18 protein-coding genes are annotated in these 16732 nt (G+C 73.8%); 9 read left to right on the top strand and 9 right to left on the bottom strand.

Annotation, left to right across the window (positions count from 1 at the left end; genetic code table 11):
- The first annotated feature begins 150 nt into the window (after positions 1 to 150).
- Positions 151 to 753 carry a GNAT family N-acetyltransferase gene (locus ACFVVA_RS30010; RefSeq protein ID WP_387693915.1) on the top strand — a complete coding sequence of 201 codons (603 nt, stop codon included), beginning with the start codon at positions 151 to 153 and terminating at the stop codon, positions 751 to 753.
- Positions 754 to 778: 25 nt separating this feature from the next.
- Here the strand turns inward: ACFVVA_RS30010 and ACFVVA_RS30005 are convergent, their stop codons facing one another.
- Positions 779 to 910, bottom strand: coding sequence for a hypothetical protein (locus ACFVVA_RS30005; protein ID WP_387693914.1), 132 nt, complete (start codon positions 908 to 910; stop codon positions 779 to 781).
- A 369-nt stretch (positions 911 to 1279) separates the two neighbouring features.
- Between ACFVVA_RS30005 and ACFVVA_RS30000 the strand changes: the two genes are divergently transcribed.
- From ACFVVA_RS30000 to ACFVVA_RS29985, 4 genes are all read left to right on the top strand, one after another.
- The gene (locus ACFVVA_RS30000; RefSeq protein ID WP_359897983.1) at positions 1280 to 2128 is read left to right on the top strand and encodes a helix-turn-helix transcriptional regulator; all 849 of its coding nucleotides are present in this window, start codon (positions 1280 to 1282) and stop codon (positions 2126 to 2128) included.
- Positions 2125 to 2325 carry a DUF397 domain-containing protein gene (locus tag ACFVVA_RS29995; RefSeq protein WP_359897985.1) on the top strand — a complete coding sequence of 67 codons (201 nt, stop codon included), beginning with the start codon at positions 2125 to 2127 and terminating at the stop codon, positions 2323 to 2325. The genes ACFVVA_RS30000 and ACFVVA_RS29995 overlap by 4 nt, the downstream gene beginning before the upstream one ends.
- 195 nt (positions 2326 to 2520) lie before the next feature.
- Positions 2521 to 4254, top strand: a complete 1734-nt coding sequence (gene metG, locus ACFVVA_RS29990; protein ID WP_387693913.1) for a methionine--tRNA ligase — start codon at positions 2521 to 2523, stop codon at positions 4252 to 4254.
- Between the two features lie 70 nt (positions 4255 to 4324).
- Positions 4325 to 5164 (top strand): alpha/beta fold hydrolase, encoded by an 840-nt coding sequence (locus ACFVVA_RS29985; protein ID WP_387693912.1) that lies wholly within the window; start codon positions 4325 to 4327, stop codon positions 5162 to 5164.
- An 84-nt stretch (positions 5165 to 5248) separates the two neighbouring features.
- Here ACFVVA_RS29985 and ACFVVA_RS29980 read toward each other — a convergent pair whose 3' ends face one another.
- From ACFVVA_RS29980 to ACFVVA_RS29970, 3 genes are all read right to left on the bottom strand, one after another.
- Complete coding sequence (locus ACFVVA_RS29980) at positions 5249 to 6169, bottom strand: class I SAM-dependent methyltransferase (RefSeq protein ID WP_387693911.1); 921 nt, start codon at positions 6167 to 6169, stop codon at positions 5249 to 5251.
- Between the two features lie 42 nt (positions 6170 to 6211).
- Positions 6212 to 7306, bottom strand: a complete 1095-nt coding sequence (locus ACFVVA_RS29975) for an NAD(P)/FAD-dependent oxidoreductase (RefSeq protein ID WP_387693910.1) — start codon at positions 7304 to 7306, stop codon at positions 6212 to 6214.
- A gap of 82 nt (positions 7307 to 7388) precedes the next feature.
- A complete protein-coding gene (locus ACFVVA_RS29970) occupies positions 7389 to 8351 on the bottom strand; it encodes a hypothetical protein (protein WP_387693909.1) in 963 nt (320 codons plus the stop codon).
- A gap of 154 nt (positions 8352 to 8505) precedes the next feature.
- On the opposite strand from ACFVVA_RS29970, the gene ACFVVA_RS29965 reads away from it, so the two are divergent.
- A complete protein-coding gene (locus ACFVVA_RS29965) occupies positions 8506 to 9561 on the top strand; it encodes an aldo/keto reductase (protein WP_387693908.1) in 1056 nt (351 codons plus the stop codon).
- A gap of 81 nt (positions 9562 to 9642) precedes the next feature.
- On the opposite strand, the gene ACFVVA_RS29960 is transcribed toward ACFVVA_RS29965, so the two are convergent.
- Positions 9643 to 10212 carry a GNAT family N-acetyltransferase gene (locus ACFVVA_RS29960; protein WP_380546247.1) on the bottom strand — a complete coding sequence of 190 codons (570 nt, stop codon included), beginning with the start codon at positions 10210 to 10212 and terminating at the stop codon, positions 9643 to 9645.
- A gap of 23 nt (positions 10213 to 10235) precedes the next feature.
- Positions 10236 to 11126 (bottom strand): NAD(P)-dependent oxidoreductase, encoded by an 891-nt coding sequence (locus tag ACFVVA_RS29955; protein ID WP_387693907.1) that lies wholly within the window; start codon positions 11124 to 11126, stop codon positions 10236 to 10238.
- A gap of 106 nt (positions 11127 to 11232) precedes the next feature.
- Between ACFVVA_RS29955 and ACFVVA_RS29950 the strand changes: the two genes are divergently transcribed.
- Positions 11233 to 11580: a winged helix-turn-helix transcriptional regulator gene (locus ACFVVA_RS29950; protein ID WP_387693906.1), complete on the top strand. Its 348-nt coding sequence runs from the start codon at positions 11233 to 11235 to the stop codon at positions 11578 to 11580.
- A gap of 11 nt (positions 11581 to 11591) precedes the next feature.
- Here the strand turns inward: ACFVVA_RS29950 and ACFVVA_RS29945 are convergent, their stop codons facing one another.
- Both ACFVVA_RS29945 and ACFVVA_RS29940 read right to left on the bottom strand, forming a co-directional pair.
- Positions 11592 to 12014: a DUF350 domain-containing protein gene (locus tag ACFVVA_RS29945; protein WP_387693905.1), complete on the bottom strand. Its 423-nt coding sequence runs from the start codon at positions 12012 to 12014 to the stop codon at positions 11592 to 11594.
- 140 nt (positions 12015 to 12154) lie between these two features.
- A complete protein-coding gene (locus tag ACFVVA_RS29940; RefSeq protein ID WP_387693904.1) occupies positions 12155 to 12643 on the bottom strand; it encodes an LURP-one-related/scramblase family protein in 489 nt (162 codons plus the stop codon).
- Positions 12644 to 12771: 128 nt separating this feature from the next.
- Here ACFVVA_RS29940 and ACFVVA_RS29935 point away from each other — a divergent pair, with 128 nt between their 5' ends.
- Positions 12772 to 13356, top strand: a complete 585-nt coding sequence (locus ACFVVA_RS29935; protein WP_387693903.1) for a GNAT family N-acetyltransferase — start codon at positions 12772 to 12774, stop codon at positions 13354 to 13356.
- Positions 13357 to 13363: 7 nt separating this feature from the next.
- A complete protein-coding gene (locus ACFVVA_RS29930; protein WP_387693902.1) occupies positions 13364 to 15199 on the top strand; it encodes an NHL domain-containing thioredoxin family protein in 1836 nt (611 codons plus the stop codon).
- A gap of 115 nt (positions 15200 to 15314) precedes the next feature.
- On the opposite strand, the gene ACFVVA_RS29925 is transcribed toward ACFVVA_RS29930, so the two are convergent.
- Positions 15315 to 16622: a M18 family aminopeptidase gene (locus ACFVVA_RS29925; RefSeq protein ID WP_387693901.1), complete on the bottom strand. Its 1308-nt coding sequence runs from the start codon at positions 16620 to 16622 to the stop codon at positions 15315 to 15317.
- Between the last annotated feature and the right edge of the window lie 110 nt (positions 16623 to 16732).

Genomic DNA, 16732 nt, shown 5'->3' with positions numbered 1-16732 from the left:
CTGGACCCTCCGCGCCGGCTCTTTCGCTTCGGGTCTTTCGCGCCGGGCCTTTCGCATCGGGGCTTTCGCACCGGGCCTTTCGCATCGGGGCCTTTTGCACTAGTTCAAACATCTATTGCCTCTAGTGCACAATCGGGCTACGTTCGGATCATGACCGCGAAGCAGCCCGCACCCGTCACCCTCACCGGCCGCCACATCCGCCTGGAGCCGCTGGAGCGCCGCCACCTCGCCGACCTCTGGACCGCCATCGGCCCCGACCCCGACGTCTGGCGCTGGACCATGTCGCCGCTGCCCGGCTCGCAGGAGGAGCTCGGCGCGATCCTCGACACCCGGATCGCGGAAGCGGCCGCGGGCGAGTCGGTGAACTTCGCCGCCGTCGACCTCGCGAGCGGCCGGGCCGTCGGCGTCACCGGCTACCACGACCACAGCGCGCCGGACGAGTCCGTGGAGATCGGCGGCACCTGGTACGCCCGCTCGGTCTGGCGCACGGCGGTCAACACCGAGGCCAAGCTGCTGCTCCTGCGCCACGCCTTCGAGGACCTCGGCATGGGCCGGGTCTTCTGGAAGACCGACGCCCGCAACGAGCGCTCCCGCGCCGCGGTCCTGCGCCTCGGCGCCCAGTACGAGGGGACGCTGCGCCGCCACCGGCTGCGCCCCGACGGCACCTGGCGGGACAGCGTCTACTTCTCGATGCTCGCCGACGAGTGGCCGGCGGCCGAGTCCCGGCTGACGGAACGGCTCTCCCGGGGCTGAGCCGCGCCCCGGCCGGCCGCGGCGGCTACTTCCGGTCCCCCGCGGCGGCATGGCCGGCCGCCAACTCGCGCTTCACCGCGCGGAGTTCGGAGGGCCTGACGTTCACCAGCCAGACCAGCCAGCCGACGAACAGGACGGCGAGCAGGAGCGCCGACAATCCGGCGACGAGAACCGCATTCACCGGGATGCGGAAATGCGCCGGGACGGGTGGGGCCGGTGGGGCCGATGGGGAAGGCCGAGTACAGAGGGGAGGGGCATGGCTGTCTCCGGTCGATGATTTCGGGCGCCGCGACCATGCATCTGATGTGTCATTACGGCCGATTGACGACTGTTTGACGACTGTTTAGGCGGCAACAAGTCAGCGAGTGACACGGATGACCATAGGGTCAAGGTGCCAGAGTTGCTACCGAGCGGAAGGACGTTCACTCCATCGTGGGGTATCCCCCATTTCGGTAGCTAGGGCCCGGCACGCGCGGCACACTTCACCGGAAGCATCGACGCCAGCCGCGACCCGGAGAAGAGAGTCATGCCACCCCGCTTGTCGCCGACCGTGCGCCAGCAGCGCCTCGGGATCGAGTTGCGCAGGATGCGCGAGCTCGTGGGCGTCACGCCCAAGAGCCTGGCCGCCACCATCGGCACCGACCTGCCCAAGATCTCCCAGATGGAGAACGGGAAGTCGGGCATCAGCGCCGAGCGGCTCCGGATCTGGGCACTCACCTGCGGCTGCGCGGACGGCCCCTACCTGGACGCGCTGCTGACGATGACTCAGGACCGGCGCAAGTACTGGTGGGACGGCTACCGCGGCCGGCTGCCGAACGCGATCATCGACATCGCGGAGATGGAGCACCACGCGTCCTCCCTCTCCATCCTGAACAGCACCTTCATCCCCGGACTGCTGCAGACCCCGGAGTACGCCGCCGCGGTGTTCGAGCGGCTCCCCCCGCAGTACCGGCAGGAGGCCGACGTCCGGAAGGCATTCCGGATTCGGCGCCAGCAGATCTTCGTCGACCACCCGAAGCCGTACAGCGCATTCCTGCACGAGTCCGCGCTGCGCATGCAGTTCGGCGGTCCGGAAGTACTGCGCGACCAGTTGCGGAGCCTGTTGGAGAATTCCGAACGGCCCGGTGTGGAGATCCGGGTGATCCCGTTCAGCGTGCCCACCTACACCGGCTCCGGAGAGAGCCTGTACCTCGCCCGCGGACCCGTCCCGGAACTCGACACCGTCCAGATCGATCTCTCCCACGGGCCGAAATTCGTGCACACCCAGGCCGAATTGGCCTCCTACCGCCGGATCAAGGAGGAGACCGCGGCCATCGCGCTCGGGCCGGACGAGTCCCGGGACTTCATCCGGGCCTTGCTGAAAGACTTCGCATGAGTACCTGGCGAAAGGCCTCGGCCAGCGGCGAGAGCACCGACTGCGTCGAGGTCAGATCGGCGGGCGAGCTGGTGGAGATCCGCGAGTCCGACCGGCCCGAGGTCGTCGTGCAGACCACCCCCCGCAAGTGGGCCGCCTTCGTCCGCGGGGTGAAGTCCGGGGAGTTCGACCGGTACGGCGACTTCAGCCGGCCGTGACGCCCGGCCCGGACGCGCCGTCCACGCCGCCCCGGAAGTGCTGTCCGCCCCGGCCCGGAAGTGCCGTCCGCCCCGGCCCGCCGCGCGCGCCAGGGCCCTCCGCTTGCCCTAGGCTTGCAGCCCACAGTGGACCCCTGCGCCTGACACGGCACTCCGGGTGGGGTGCGCGTGCGGGAGAAATCGGAGCATCCGAGGATGGCTCGGCACCTGATCACTAGCGCCCTTCCGTACATCAACGGGATCAAGCACCTGGGCAACATGGTCGGGTCCATGCTCCCGGCGGACGTCCACGCCCGGTACCTGCGCCGACGAGGGCACGAGGTGCTGTTCATCTGCGCCACCGACGAGCACGGCACGCCCGCCGAACTGGCCGCTCAGGAAGCCGGGTTGCCGGTCGCGGAGTTCTGCGCCCGGGCACACGACGCGCAGCGGGCGGTGTACGAGGGCTTCGGGCTCTCCTTCGACCACTTCGGCCGCAGCTCCTCGCCGCAGAACCGGGAGATCACCCAGGAGATCGCCCGCGAGCTGCAGCGCAACGGCTTCATCGAGGAGCGCGCGATCCGCCAGGTGTACTCCAACGCCGACGGCCGCTTCCTGCCGGACCGCTACATCGTCGGCACCTGCCCGCACTGCGGCTACGACAAGGCCCGCGGCGACCAGTGCGAGAACTGCACCCGGGTGCTCGACCCGACCGACCTGCTGGAGCCGCGCTCGGCGATCAGCGGCAGCTCCGACCTGGAGGTCCGGGAGACCCGCCACCTGTTTCTGCTCCAGTCCAAGCTCACCGAGGAGGTCGGGGACTGGGTCGCCGCCCACGCCGACGACTGGCCGGTGCTGGCCTCCTCGATCGCCCGCAAGTGGCTGACCGAGGGCCTCCAGGACCGCTCGATCACCCGCGACCTGGAGTGGGGCGTCCCGGTGCCGGCCGACGTGTGGCCCGAACTGGCCGCCGAGGGCAAGGTGTTCTACGTCTGGTTCGACGCCCCGATCGAGTACATCGGCGCCACCAAGGAATGGGCGGACGCGGCCCCGGCCGGGCAGCTGCGGGACTGGAAGTCCTGGTGGTACGAGGTCGACGAGACCGTCCGCTACACCGAGTTCATGGCCAAGGACAATGTCCCGTTCCACACCGTGATGTTCCCGGCCACGCTGCTCGGCTCGCGCCGTCCGTGGAAGAAGGTCGACTACGTCAAGGCCTTCAACTGGCTGACGTACTACGGCGGGAAGTTCTCCACCAGCCAGAAGCGCGGCGTCTTCACCGACGTCGCGCTGGAGCTGCTGCCCGCCGACTACTGGCGCTACTTCCTGATGGCGCACGCGCCCGAGTCGGACGACTCCAGCTTCACCTGGGACCTGTTCGCCTCGGTGGTCAACAAGGACCTCGCCGACACCCTCGGCAACTTCGTCAACCGGGTGCTCTCCTTCAGCCGCAAGCGCTTCGGCGACGACGTCCCGGGCGGGCACGCGCCGGGCCTGGCCGAGCAGCGCCTCGGCGAGCAGGTCGCCGCGCTGCTCGCCGAGTACGAGGCCCAGCTGGACGCGCTCAACTTCCGCAAGGCGGCGCAGGCCCTGCGCGCGCTGTGGAGCGCGGGCAACGCGTACCTGGACGAGAAGGCGCCCTGGCTGCAGGTGAAGACCGACCCGGAGGCGGCGGCGCTGACCCTGCGCACCGCGATGAACCTGATCCACCTGTACGCGGTGGTCTCCGAACCGTTCATCCCGGCCACCGCGGCGGCGATGCGCGGGGCCTTCGCGCTGCCCGAGGACTCCCCGGCCGCCACCCGGGACTGGATCACCCCCCAGGAGGCGCGGGCGCTGGACCTGGTGCCGGCCGGGACGGCGTTCACGGTGCCGCCGGTGCTGTTCGCCAAGATCACGGACGAGGACCTGGCGGCCTGGACGGCGCGCTTCGGCGGCTCGGCGGGCTGACCGGCCCGGCTGCGCGGCGCCCGGCCGAATTCCCGTTGCCCGGCCGGTCGGCGGTTGCCACGATCGTTCGATGACGACCTTCACCGGCCCCGACGGCACCCCGCTCGGCTACCGCGTCCTCGGCGAGGGCGAGCCGCTGCTCGTCCTCGCCGGCGGCCCGATGCGCGACGCCGCGTACCTCGGCGACCTCGGCGGCCTCGGCGCGCACCGCGCCCTGCACGTCCTCGACCTGCGCGGCACCGGCCGATCGGCACGCCCGGCCGACCCGGCGGGCTACCGGGTCGACCGGCAGGTGGCCGACGTCGAGGCGTTCCGGGCGCACCTCGGGCTCGACCGGGCCGACCTCCTCGCCCACTCCGCCGGCTGCTCGCTCGCCACCCTGTACGCGCTGCGGCACCCCGGGCGCACCGGCCGGCTGGTGCTGGTCACGCCCAGCCTCCGGATCCTCGGCGGCACCGCCACCGAGGACGACTACCGCGAGGCGGCCGAGGCCCGCGGCCTCGCCGACGAGGAGTGGTACCCGGCCGCCCGGGCCGCCGTCCGCGCCGCCTTCGCCGGCGGCGCCGCCGACCCCGACGCCGTGGCGCCGCTCTTCCACGGCGACTGGAACGCCACCGCCCGCGCCCACGAGGCCGACTGCGCCGTCCAGAGCCACCCGGAGGCCGCCGCGGCGTACCACGGCGGCGGCTTCCGGCCCACCGCCGTCCGCGCCGCGGTCGCCGAACTCCCGGTGCCGACGCTGCTGTTGGCCGGCGAGTACGACCCCGACCCGCGGCCCGGGGCGGTCCGCGCCGCGGCCGCGCTGTTCCGCCACGCCCGTGCCGCCGTCCAGCCCGGCGCCGGCCACTACCCGTGGCTCGACGATCCGGCCGCCTTCACCCGTACGGTGGCCGCCTTTCTCGCGGGCTGACGCCGCGGGCCGTACGGTCGCCGGCTGCACGGTCGAGGGCCGACGGCCGCCGTCCGTACGGTCGAGGACCCCGCGGCCGCCGGATCAGTCCCGGCGGGCCGTGTGGACGGTCATCGCGGACAGGTAGAAGGCGTCCGGACGGTGCAGGATGCCGGTGAGGGCGTCCTCGGCGAGCAGCGCCTCCAGGGTGGCCCGGTCCTCGGCGTCGAGCTGCTCGGCGAGCTGGTCGTGGCGCCGGGTCAGCTGGGTGTGCAGGTAGCCGCGGACGGGCCCGGCGAGCGGGGCGGGGTGGTCGACCAGGAAGGTGCGGGTACCGGTCGGGGTCAGTCCGGCCCGCCGCAGCATGGCCGGCCAGTCCTCGATCTCCTGGGTGCTGCCGGGCAGTTCGGCCCGCATGGCGCTGAAGCCGTCCTCGTGGGCGGCGTCCATCCGGGCCTGGAAGCCGGGCCGGCCGAGGCCGAAGTCGCGCGGCAGGTAGCGCGCCGGCAGGCCGCTCTCCGCGACGGCGAGCAGACCGCCGGGCCGCAGCACCCCGGCGAGCGAGGTGAGCGCGGCCTGCTGGTCGCCCAGGTGGTGGACGGCGTTGCCGGACCAGATCAGGTCGGCCTCGCCGAGCTTGCCGAACTCCTCGGGCAGGTCGGCCTGTTGGGTGCCGAGACGACCGCCGGAGCGGGTCCGGGCGCGCTCCAGCAGGGCGGCCGACTGGTCGACCGCCACCACCTCGGCCGCCGGGAAGACCTCCGCCAGCAGTCCGGCGATCACTCCGGGGCCGCTGCCGACGTCGAGGACCCGCCGCACCTCGCCCTCCCCGTGCAGGCCGAACAGCCACTGCCCGGCCTCGGTGACGGCGCCGGCCCGCAGGTCGGCCTCCAGCTCCAGGTGCGCGGCGAGCGCGTCCCAGTCGAAGTCGGCGGCGGGAACGTGCCCGTGGCCGTGGGCGTGCCCATGGGAGTGGGAGTGGGAGTGGCCGTGCCCGTGGGAGTGGCCGTGCTGCTGCGCTGACATCCGGATTCTCCGATCGTGGGTGGGTTGACGAAAGCTTCCCGCTCAGGCGGGCAGGGCGGCGCCGGACGCGCGGTACGTCCGCACCGCCCGGTCGAGCTCCTCCGCCACGAGGTCGTGGTCGAGAGCGAAGGCCGCCGCCGCGCCCATCCCGGCGGCGGTGACCACCTGGGCACGCGGGTCGGCGACGTTGCCGACCGCCCAGACGCCGGGGAGGCTGGTGCGGCCGGTCCGGTCGGTGGTGACCCAGCCGTTGTCGTCCCGGGCGCAGTCGAGGCCGAAGAGCAGCGCGTCCCGGGGCACCGGCCGCGGGAAGACGAACACCGCCTCCCGCGGCACCACCTGCCCGGTGGCGAGTTCGACGCCGCGCAGCCGCCCGTCGTCGGACACCAGGCGGACGATCCGGCCCTCGACCACCCGGACGTCCCGGGCCGCGAGCCGTTCCCGCTCGGCGTCCGTCAGCGCCAGGGTGTGGGCGAGCAGCACCACGTCCGCCGACCACTGCCGCAGCAGCAGCGCCTGGTTGACCGCCCCCGGTCCGGTGCCGAGCACCCCGAGCCGGCGGTCGCGGACCTCCCAGGCGTGGCAGTACGGGCAGTGCAGCACGTCGTGGCCCCACCGCTCGACCAGGCCCGGCAGCTCCGGCAGCCCGTCCCGCAGTCCGGTGGCGACGACCACCCGGCGCGCGTGCAGCACCGGCCCGCCGGCCAGATGGACCACGAAGCCCGACCCGGCGGACCCGGCCGGCTCGGCGGACTCGATGTGATCGCTGTGCTCGGCCGACTCGATGTGCTCGCTGTGCTCGGCCGACTCGATGTGCTCGACCCGGGCGTCGATCAGGTCCACCCCGTACCGGGCGACCTCCTCCCGCCCGACCGCCAGCAGCGCCGCCGGGGGCATGCCGTCCCGGCTCAGGTAGCCGTGCATGTGGGCGGCGGGCGCGTTGCGCGGCTCGCCCGCGTCCACCACGGCGACCCGGCGACGGGCCCGGCCCAGCACCAGCGCGGCGTTCAGCCCCGCCGCTCCGGCGCCGACCACCACCACGTCGTAGCGCTCGCGTTCCCCGGTCCCGGTCGTCCCGGGTGCCCCGGTCGTTCCTGTCGTCCTGACCGTTCCTGCCGTCACTGCCGTCTCGCCCATGGCGCTCACCTCCACCGCCAGGCTGCGGCCCGCCCTACAGCATCGGCAAGCGTTCTTGCCGCCTCAGCAAACCGCTGCGAGGTCACCCCCGCGTCCGCCGCCAGTACGACCGGGCGGCCACCGCCAGCGCGACCCCGTACCCGGCGAACCCGCACATCCCGACCCAGGAGATCTCCAGCGCGCTCTGCTCACTGGCGAACTCCCCCAGCCTGATCCGCGTCACCCCGGCGGTGCACAGGGTCAGGTAGCCGATCCCGACCACCCCGTACGGCGCCAGCGAAGCCGCGCCCAGCAGGGCCGGGGTGAGCGGCAGCCAGCGCGGCACCCGGCGGCCGCGCAGCGGCAGGGTCCAGCGCGGGAAGACCTGCCCCCACGGGCGGACCAGTCCCCAGAGCAGGAACACCCCGAGCAGCGCCAGCAGCACGGTGCCGTCGAGGCCCCGGCGTTCCAGGGCGAGCCAGAGCCCGGAGGAGCCGTTGCGCACGTAGCTCGCGTACATCTGGTCGCCGCTGATCCCGGCGAAGCTGCCGCCGAACGCCCAGAGCAGCTTCATCAGCACGTACGGCACGAACGCCAGCGTGCCTGCCCAGGCGGCGAGTTGGACGATCGGCGGGGCCGCCGCGGGAGCCGGCGCCACCCGTTCGGCCCGGCCGCCCGGGCCGCCGCGGGCCCCGGGCCGCAGCCCCGGGGCGGTGCGGGCCAGCAGCACCGCCCCCACCGCCGCCAGGGTGCGCTCCACCGCGTCGGGGACGCTGTCCACCCGCTGGCCGAACAGCAGCGCCACCAGGTCCATCAGCAGGCCCCAGGCCCCGACCGCGGCCGCCCCGCACGCCAGCCACAACAGCCACCGCAGCCCCGGCGACCGTCGCACCGGCGTTCGCCGCACCACCGCCAGGCCGGCGGCCGCCGAGGCGACCCCCACGGCGGCCACCACCCACCCCGGCCAGTCCGCGCCGAACAGCCGCGTCCCGCCCAGCGCGCACCCCAGCCCGAACCCCGCGTACCCGAGGCCCCAGCCGGTCACCGCCCACCCGTTCCTCACCATGCCGACAGGCTCGCCCGCGCCACCCCCACCACTCCTCCCCCCGTGCGGTGATCCGGCTCCCCCACCCGAGGGAGCCGAGCCGCGTTTGCGCTGGAGCGCACTCCAACTCCTAATCTCTGACCAGCAACTGATCGCCAACCAGGGGGGAATGGCCATGCGCTACCGCGTTCTCGGCGGCACCGGCATCGAGGTGAGCACCTACTGCCTCGGCACCATGATGTTCGGCTCCGTCGGCAACTCCGACCACGACGACTGCGCCCGGATGATCGGCACCGCGGTCGACCGGGGCATCAACTTCATCGACACCGCGGACATGTACTCGGCCGGCGAGTCCGAGGAGATCGTCGGCAAGGCACTGGCCGCCCGTGGCGACCGCGACGAGATCGTGCTCGCCACCAAGGTGCACTTCCCGATGGGCGAGGGCCACAACCGGGGCGGCAACTCGCGGCGCTGGATCGTCCGCGAGGTCGAGGAGAGCCTGCGTCGGCTGCGGACCGAGTGGATCGACCTGTACCAGGTCCACCGACCGGACCACACCACCGACATCGAGGAAACCCTCTCCGTCCTCGGCGACCTCGTCCGGGCGGGCAAGATCCGCGCCTTCGGCTGCTCCACCTTCCCCGCCGAGCAGATCGTGGACGCCCACCACGTCGCCGAGCGCCGCGGCCTGCAGCGCTTCCGCACCGAGCAGCCGCCGTACTCGCTGCTCGCCCGGGGCGTGGAGCGCGACGTGCTGCCCGTCGTCCAGCGGCTGGGCATGGGCGCGCTGACCTGGGGCCCGCTCGCCGGTGGCTTCCTGACCGGCCGCTACCGCAAGGACCGCCCGATCGACCTCACCCGGGGCCGGGCCGCCCTCCACCCGCACCGCTTCGACCCGGAGCTGCCCACCACGGCGGCCAAGCTGGAGGCCGTCGAGGCCCTCACCGTCCTCGCCGAGGAGCTCGGCCGCACCCTCCCCGAGCTGGCCACCGCCTTCCCGGCCGCCCACCCGGCCGTCACGTCGGTGATCATCGGCCCGCGCACCGCGGCGCAGCTCGAATCGGCCCTCAAGGCCGCCGACCTGGTCCTGGACGACGCCACCCTCGACCGCCTCGACGCCATCGTCCCGCCCGGCACCGACCTCTACCGGGCCGACGGCGTCTGGCAGCCCCCGGCCCTCACCACCCCGGCCCTGCGCCGCCGCCCGGTGTCCGACCGCCCCGCGGCCTGAGCCCCCGGCCCTCCCCTCCCCGTCTCCTCCCGCCTTCCCGGCCTCCGCCCGCCCGGCCACGACGGCCGGGCGGGCCGGAACTCACCCCCTCGGGGCGGCGAAGCAGTGGACGGTGACGGTGCGTCCGGAGGCCCACCGCTGGTCGCCGCCGCCGAGGTGGGTCCAGCCGAGGCGGCGGTAGAGGGCCACGGCGGCGGTGTCGGTGGCGAGCACGTCGAGGACGGGGTGCAGGCCGAGCGCCCGCGCGTGCGCCACGGCGCAGGCCAGCAGCCGGGCGCCGACCAGGTGGCCGCGCGCCCCGGGGGCGACGTAGAGCCGGCCGATCACGGCGGTGAGCTCCGGGCGGCCGCCGGTGCGCCCGCTCCACAGGACGGGGGCGAGGTCGCCCGGGGCGCTGCGGGCCAGGCCGACGTGTCCGCTGAGCCGGCCGTCCGACTCGGCGATCCAGGCGGCGAGCAGGCCGTCCGGGGTCAGCCAGGCGGCGGGGCGGTCGGGCCAGTCGGCGGGATAGCCGTCGACGGTGTGGACGTCGCCCAGCACCCGGACGCAGTCGGCGAGGTCGTCGGCGCGGCGCGGTCTGACGACCACCCCCGCCCCGGCCTGCCCTGGTTCGGACGCGACGACGGTGGCGCGTTCTTCGAGGTCTGCCATGCCGGTACGTTACCGGCCGACCCTCACCGTCGCAGCAGGTCGACGACCCCGGTCAGGTCCTCGCCGCCGCCACCGAGCTCCAGTCGGCGCTCCATCAACCGGAAGTACGGTTCGAGGAGTTCCGGGCTCACCCGCTGCTCCTCGGCGGTGCGCAGCAGCGTCTCCTTGCCGGCCACCTGCATCGCCAGGTTGGACACCACGTCCCGGGCGTAGTCGCCGCTCTCCAGCTGCGCCGCCGTCCTGGCCACCGAGCCGGACATCGCGGCCAGCCAGTCGCCCAGCAGCGGCGCCAGCCCGCTCGGCGCCACGGCCTCGCCGCGGACCAGCGCGAAGGCGTGCGCGATCCCGGCGAACATCCCGTACATCCCGCTGAGCAGCGCCACGTCGTGCAGCGCCGCGTACCCGGGGTCGGCGCCCACGTAGCGGGTGCCGGCCGGGACGGCGAGGGCGCCCCCGTGCTCCTCGAACAGCTCGGACGAGCCGCTGTAGAACACGTACGCCCCGGCCGCCGGGACGCCGATCATCGGCGGGACGGCCATGATCCCGCCGTCCAGGTAGCGGGCGCCGCGCTCCTCGGCCCAGGCGGCCCGCGCACGGGCCTGCCCGGGGGTGCTGGTGACCAGGTTGACCAGGTCCTTGCCGGTCAGGTCGACGCCGTCCAGCGCCGCCGGGACGGAGGCGTCGTCGAGCAGGCAGACGACGACCAGCCGGTTCGCGGCGACGGCCCGCGCGACGGTGGCGGCGACGGTGGCGCCGCGGGCGGCGAGCCCCTCGGCACGGGCGGCGGTGCGGTTCCAGACGGTCAGCGGGTGCCCGGCGGCGAGCCAGGCCTCGGCCAGCGCGGTGCCCATCGCGCCGAGGCCGAGCAGGGTGAGCGGAGCCTTGGGGGTTTTCTCAACGGGGTTGGTTGCCATGGCAGTCAGCCTCCGCGCCGGCCCCGTAAACGATCAAGTACGCACTTCGAAGTGGGTGGTTACCCTGGAGTGAGCATCGAGCTGGCAGGGGCCGGAAGGGGTGGGCATGGCGATCGCACCGAGGCCGGGGGCGCACGTCTGCGGGACCGACGCCGCGATGGACGTGATCGGCGGCAAGTGGAAGGTGTCGATCCTCTGGGCCCTGGGCGAACGCCCGCACTGCCGCTTCGGCGAGCTGCGCCGGCTGCTGCCGGGGATCACCGAGAAGGTGCTGGCCGCGCACCTGCGCGAGATGGAGGCGCACGGCATCGTGCACCGGGAGGCCTACGACGAGGTGCCGCCCCGGGTCGAGTACGCGCTGACCGGGGCGGGGCGCCGCCTCAACACGGCGCTGGGGCCGCTGGGGGACTGGGGGCGGGAGCACGTCCTGGGCGAGGCGCCCCGCCCGGCGTAGCGCGGCCCGGCCTACGCGATCGCGGCCGACACCACCGCCGCCACCGCGATGTTGCAGGCCGCGGACACCCACACCGCCGGGTGCGGCTCCGGATCGACCAGGATCTCGCCGAGCCTGCCCGGCGTCAGCAGGTCCACCAGCCAGAACGCGACGGCCATCAGCACCAGCCCGAGCAGGCCGTAACAGGCCGTCGACACCAGGCCCTTGCCGAAGTCGGCATAGGTGTACATGATCGCGGTGAAGACGATGCCGCCGATGCCGAGCAGGGCGGAGCTGAGCAGGACGGCGGCGTTGCGGTTGCGCTCGACCCAGATCTGCCGGCCGAGCTTGCCGGGCGTCAGCAGGTCGACCAGGCCGATGCCGAGGAGCAGCAGCACCACGCCGAGGGTGCCGTAGGCCGCCGCCGCACCGAGCCCGTGCAGGATGTCGTTCATCGTGGTTCCAGCCCCCGGTCCGCTCACGCCGTCCCCCTCGACCAGGCCGGTCGGGGCCCCCGACCGGCCTGGTCAAGGGTTGGCAAAAGATACCCCACCCGGGTGAGGGGCGGACCGGGGACCGGGAAACCGTGGACGGGTCAGTCCTCCTCCTGCACCAGGTGGTCGACGCAGGCCGCGACGGCCAGCAGCAGCCCGGCGTCCGCGCCGTCCGCGACCTCCACCCCGTAGGTGTCCCGGATCCGGAACCACTTGCGGCTGATCCGGGCCAGCTCGTCGCCGTGCCGGTTCTCGACCCGGTAGTCCTTGTCGATCAGGTTGCCGTGGATCTTCAGCTCGCCGCCGGAGGCCAGCTCCACCAGGTACTTGTCCCGGAACGGGGTGAACAGCTTCTCCCGGACGGTGGCGACCACCTCGCCGTCGGCGTCCTCGATCCTCATCGCGTCGCGGACGGTGAGCATCTTCTCCCGCACCACCGCGACCACCCGCCCGTGCGCGTCCTTCAGCTCGAAGGTGTCCCGCAGCCGCAGGACCTTGCCGTCCACCAGGAACGCCTTGTGCCCCCGGTCGTCCTCGATCCAGTAGTCGTCGCCGACCGCGAACAGCTTCTCCCTGACCAGATACCGCACCGTGCGACCTCCTCCGTGTTGACGTCGCCCCATTCGACCCCGAGCGCCCGGCCGCGGAGAAGCACCGCCACGAAGCACCGGCCGAAAACCCCGTCGCACGGCGGCCGTCGATCCCCTTCAATACCGCCATGCACCCCGACCTCAGCAACGACCTCACCAGCAGCGTCACCAGCGGCCTCACCGCCGCCGAGCTGCGCAGCGAGCGCCTCGACCTGCTGCCGATCGCCCCCGGGCACGCCGAGGAGCTGGCGGCCGCGCTCGCCGACCCGGCCCTGCACGCCTTCACCGGCGGCCGCCCGGCCACCGTCGAGGAGCAGCGCGCCCGCTGCGCCCGGCTGGCCGCCGGCTCCCCCGACCCGGCCGAGGCCTGGGGCAACTGGGTGCTGCGGCTGCGCGCCGACGGCGCCCTCACCGGCTACGTGCAGGCCACCGTCCGCCCCGACGCCTCCGAGGCCGAGGTCGCCTGGGTGGTCGGCACCCCCTGGCAGCGCCGCGGCCTGGCCACCGAGGCCGCCCGCGCCCTGCTCGCCCACCTCGCCGCCGGCGGCATCACCGCCGCCGTCGCCCACATCCACCCCGACCACCACGCCTCCGCCGCCGTCGCCCGCGCCCTCGGCCTGCGCCCCACCGACCGCACCCAGGACGGCGAGACCCGCTGGCAGTCCGACCTCACGCGGGACGCCCGGAATGCGGGCACCCGGCGTGCGGTTTGATTGACGCATGGCATCTCGTGCACGTGTACGCGCCCCCGAGCTGGTCGGGGCAGGCGGTTGGCTGAACACCGGCGGCAAGGAGCTCGCGCTCGCCGACTTCCGGGGCAAGATCACCATCCTGGACTTCTGGACCTTCTGCTGCATCAACTGTCTGCACGTCCTGGACGAGCTGCGGGAGCTGGAGGAGAAGCACCGCGACACCGTGGTGATCGTCGGGGTGCACTCGCCGAAGTTCGTGCACGAGGCCGACCACCAGGCGGTCGTCGACGCCGTCGCCCGCTACGAGGTGCACCACCCGGTGCTGGACGACCCGGCGCTGGTGACCTGGAAGCAGTACGCCGTCCGGGCCTGGCCGACGCTGGTGGTGATCGACCCGGAGGGCTACGTGGTCGCCCAGCACGCCGGCGAGGGCCACGCCCACGCGCTCGCCCGGCTGGTCGAGGAGCTGGAGGCCGAGCACGCCGCGAAGGGCACGCTGCGCCGCGGCGACGGCCCGTACGTGGCGCCGGAGCCGAGCGCCGGGGACCTCAAGTTCCCCGGCAAGGCGGTCCGGCTGCCGAACGGCCACTTCCTGGTCGCCGACTCCGGCCACCACTCGCTGGTCGAGCTGGCCGAGGACGGCGAGACGGTGGTGCGCCGGATCGGCGACGGGCAGCGCGGCCTGGTGGACGGCGACGGCGCGGACGGCGCCGGCCCGCGGTTCAGCGAGCCGCAGGGCCTCGCGCTGCTCCCCGAGGGCCACCCGTACGACTACGACGTGGTCGTGGCCGACACCGTCAACCACGCCCTGCGCGGTGTCCGCCTCTCCGACGGCCGGGTGACCACCCTGGCCGGCACCGGCCGCCAGTGGTGGCAGGGCTCGGCCACCGAGGGCCCGGCCCGCGAGGTGGACCTCTCCTCGCCGTGGGACGTCGCCTGGTTCGTCGGCCGGGTGTGGATCGCGATGGCCGGCGTGCACCAGCTGTGGTCGTACGACCCGGCCGCCGGAACCGTCGCGGTCGCGGCCGGCACCACCAACGAGGGCCTGGTGGACGGGCCCGCCGCCGAGGCCTGGTTCGCCCAGCCGTCCGGCCTCGCGGTGTCGGCGGACGGCGAGCGGCTCTGGGTCGCCGACTCCGAGACCTCCTCGCTGCGCTGGGTTTCACGTGAAACAAAGGCGGTCCGCACCGCCGTCGGCAGCGGCCTGTTCGATTTCGGCCACCGCGACGGCGCGGCCGGTCAGGCCCTGTTCCAGCACCCGCTGGGCGTCACCGTGCTGCCGGACGGCTCGGTGGCCGTCGCCGACACCTACAACCACGCGCTGCGCCGCTACGACCCGGCGAGCGGCGAGGTCAGCACCCTGGCCACCGACCTGCGCGAGCCCTCCGGGGCGGTCCTGGTGGACGGGGACATCGTGGTGGTCGAGTCGGCCCGGCACCGGCTGACCAGGCTGCGGCTGCCGGAGGAGGCGGTGCAGGTCGAGTCGGTGGCGCACCGCACCCGGCGCGCGGCCACCGAGGTCGCCCCGGGCGCCTTCCGGCTGGACGTGGTCTTCGAGGCGCCGAACGGCCAGAAGCTGGACGAGCGCTACGGCCCCTCCACCCGGCTGCTGGTCAGCGCGACCCCGCCCGAGCTGCTGGTCTCCGGCGCGGGCGCGGACACCGACCTCTCCCGTGAACTGGTGCTCTCCGCCGAGGTCACCGAGGGCGTGCTGCACGTCTCGGCGATGGCCGCCTCCTGCGACGACGACCCGGAGATCGAGTACCCGGCCTGCCACGTGCACCAGCAGGACTGGGGCGTGCCGGTGACGCTGGTGGCCGACGGCGCCCGCCGCCTGCCGCTGGTCCTCGCCGGGATGGAGTAACGCCGGACGGCGCGGGACGACGCGCGGCACCGCGGAACGGCGCGGCGCCACTGAACGGCGCGGAACAACGCGAAGGGGCCCGGCGGACGACCGCCGGGCCCCTTCGCCGCCGTTCTCAGCCCTCCAGGAAGGCCTTGAGCGCGCTCGCCAGCAGGTACGGGTCCTCCGCCCCGCACAGCTCGCGCGCCGAGTGCATGGAGAGCGCCGCGATGCCGCAGTCCACCGTCCTGATACCCAGTCGCGCCGCCGTGATCGGGCCGATCGTCGTCCCGCAGGGCATGGCGTTGTTGGAGACGAAGCTCTGCCACGGCACGCCGGCCTTCTCGCAGGCGGCCGCGAACACCGCCCGGCCGACGCCGTCGGTCGCGTAGCGGTTGTTGACGTTGACCTTGAGGATCGGCCCGCCGTTCGGCATCGGGTGGTGGCCCGGCTCGTGCCGCTCGCTGTAGTTCGGGTGGACGGCGTGGCCCATGTCCGAGGAGAGGCAGACGGTGCCGGCGAGCGCCCGGGCCCGGTCCTCGGTGGTGCCGCCGCGCGCGTGGATCGTCCGGTCCATGACGTTGCCGAGCAGCGGGCTCTGCGCGCCGGTGTCGGACTCGCTGCCGGTCTCCTCGTGGTCGAAGGCGGCCAGCACCGGGATGTACGGCAGGTCGGCGGCGCCGTCGGCGGTGGCGACGGCGGCGAGCGCGGCGGTGGCCGCGTGCACCGAGAGCAGGTTGTCCAGGCGCGGGGCGGCCAGCAGCTCGCGGTCGCGGCCCAGGTAGGAGGCGGGCTGGACGTCGTGGGTCATGAGGTCCCAGCCGACCACGTCGGAGGCGGCCAGACCGGCCCGCCCGGCGACGTAGGAGATCAGCGCGCCCTCGTCGACCGGGCCGAGGCCCCAGATCGGGGTGAGGTGGCGCTGCTTGTCGAGCTTCATGCCCTCGTTGACCTGGCGGTCCAGGTGGATGGCGAGCTGCGGGACGCGCAGCAGCGGCTCGTCCAGCTGGACCAGCCGGACGGTGCCGTCCTTGAGCGCGAGCCGGCCGGAGAGGCCGAGGTCGCGGTCCAGCCAGGTGTTCAGGGGGACGCCGCCGTAGATCTCCACCGCGACCTGCCGCCAGCCCTCGGAACCGGTGTCCGGGACGGGCTTGACCCGCAGGTTGGGCGAGTCGGTGTGGGTGCCGACGATCCGGAACGGGGTCTCGGGGCCCGCCCCCTGCGGCAGGTACCAGGCGATCAGCGCGCCCCCGCGGATCAGGTAGCGCCCGCCGGCCGCGTCGTCCCACGCGTCCGTCTCGGCGACCTGCCGGAAGCCCGCCTTCTCCAGCCGCTCCGCGGCGCTCGCCACCGCGTGGTACGGCGAGGGCGAGGTACCGAGGAACGCGATCAGGTCGTCGCTGTGCGTCCGGTCGAAAAATGCCTGGCGGGCGGCGGTCGACATACTGCTCCTGGGTCGAGTGAGGGCCGAAGCCGGATGGGGAGTCGACTTCGCACCTGAGCATATGCCCGTACACGGACACGGCATTCGGAACGCCTCGACCGCGAACCGGC

Origin of the sequence: Kitasatospora sp. NPDC058048, from assembly GCF_042885555.1 — a bacterium.
Classification (GTDB): Bacteria; Actinomycetota; Actinomycetes; order Streptomycetales; family Streptomycetaceae; genus Kitasatospora; species Kitasatospora lactacystinica.
This window is presented reverse-complemented; position numbering and strand designations above follow the sequence as displayed.

What these genes read in the sequence shown, in the direction of transcription:
- ACFVVA_RS29985 (WP_387693912.1), top strand. Translation starts at nt 4,325, where the DNA reads ATGACGACCTTCACCGGCCCCGACGGCACCCCGCTCGGCTACCGCGTC.
- ACFVVA_RS29950 (WP_387693906.1), top strand. Translation starts at nt 11,233, where the DNA reads ATGGCGATCGCACCGAGGCCGGGGGCGCACGTCTGCGGGACCGACGCC.
- ACFVVA_RS30010 (WP_387693915.1), top strand. Translation starts at nt 151, where the DNA reads ATGACCGCGAAGCAGCCCGCACCCGTCACCCTCACCGGCCGCCACATC.
- ACFVVA_RS29955 (WP_387693907.1), bottom strand. Translation starts at nt 11,126, where the DNA reads ATGGCAACCAACCCCGTTGAGAAAACCCCCAAGGCTCCGCTCACCCTG.
- ACFVVA_RS30000 (WP_359897983.1), top strand. Translation starts at nt 1,280, where the DNA reads ATGCCACCCCGCTTGTCGCCGACCGTGCGCCAGCAGCGCCTCGGGATC.
- ACFVVA_RS29935 (WP_387693903.1), top strand. Translation starts at nt 12,772, where the DNA reads ATGCACCCCGACCTCAGCAACGACCTCACCAGCAGCGTCACCAGCGGC.
- ACFVVA_RS29930 (WP_387693902.1), top strand. Translation starts at nt 13,364, where the DNA reads ATGGCATCTCGTGCACGTGTACGCGCCCCCGAGCTGGTCGGGGCAGGC.
- ACFVVA_RS29975 (WP_387693910.1), bottom strand. Translation starts at nt 7,306, where the DNA reads ATGGGCGAGACGGCAGTGACGGCAGGAACGGTCAGGACGACAGGAACG.
- ACFVVA_RS29995 (WP_359897985.1), top strand. Translation starts at nt 2,125, where the DNA reads ATGAGTACCTGGCGAAAGGCCTCGGCCAGCGGCGAGAGCACCGACTGC.
- ACFVVA_RS29945 (WP_387693905.1), bottom strand. Translation starts at nt 12,014, where the DNA reads ATGAACGACATCCTGCACGGGCTCGGTGCGGCGGCGGCCTACGGCACC.
- metG (WP_387693913.1), top strand. Translation starts at nt 2,521, where the DNA reads ATGGCTCGGCACCTGATCACTAGCGCCCTTCCGTACATCAACGGGATC.
- ACFVVA_RS29965 (WP_387693908.1), top strand. Translation starts at nt 8,506, where the DNA reads ATGCGCTACCGCGTTCTCGGCGGCACCGGCATCGAGGTGAGCACCTAC.
- ACFVVA_RS29925 (WP_387693901.1), bottom strand. Translation starts at nt 16,622, where the DNA reads ATGTCGACCGCCGCCCGCCAGGCATTTTTCGACCGGACGCACAGCGAC.
- ACFVVA_RS29970 (WP_387693909.1), bottom strand. Translation starts at nt 8,351, where the DNA reads ATGGTGAGGAACGGGTGGGCGGTGACCGGCTGGGGCCTCGGGTACGCG.
- ACFVVA_RS29960 (WP_380546247.1), bottom strand. Translation starts at nt 10,212, where the DNA reads ATGGCAGACCTCGAAGAACGCGCCACCGTCGTCGCGTCCGAACCAGGG.
- ACFVVA_RS29980 (WP_387693911.1), bottom strand. Translation starts at nt 6,169, where the DNA reads ATGTCAGCGCAGCAGCACGGCCACTCCCACGGGCACGGCCACTCCCAC.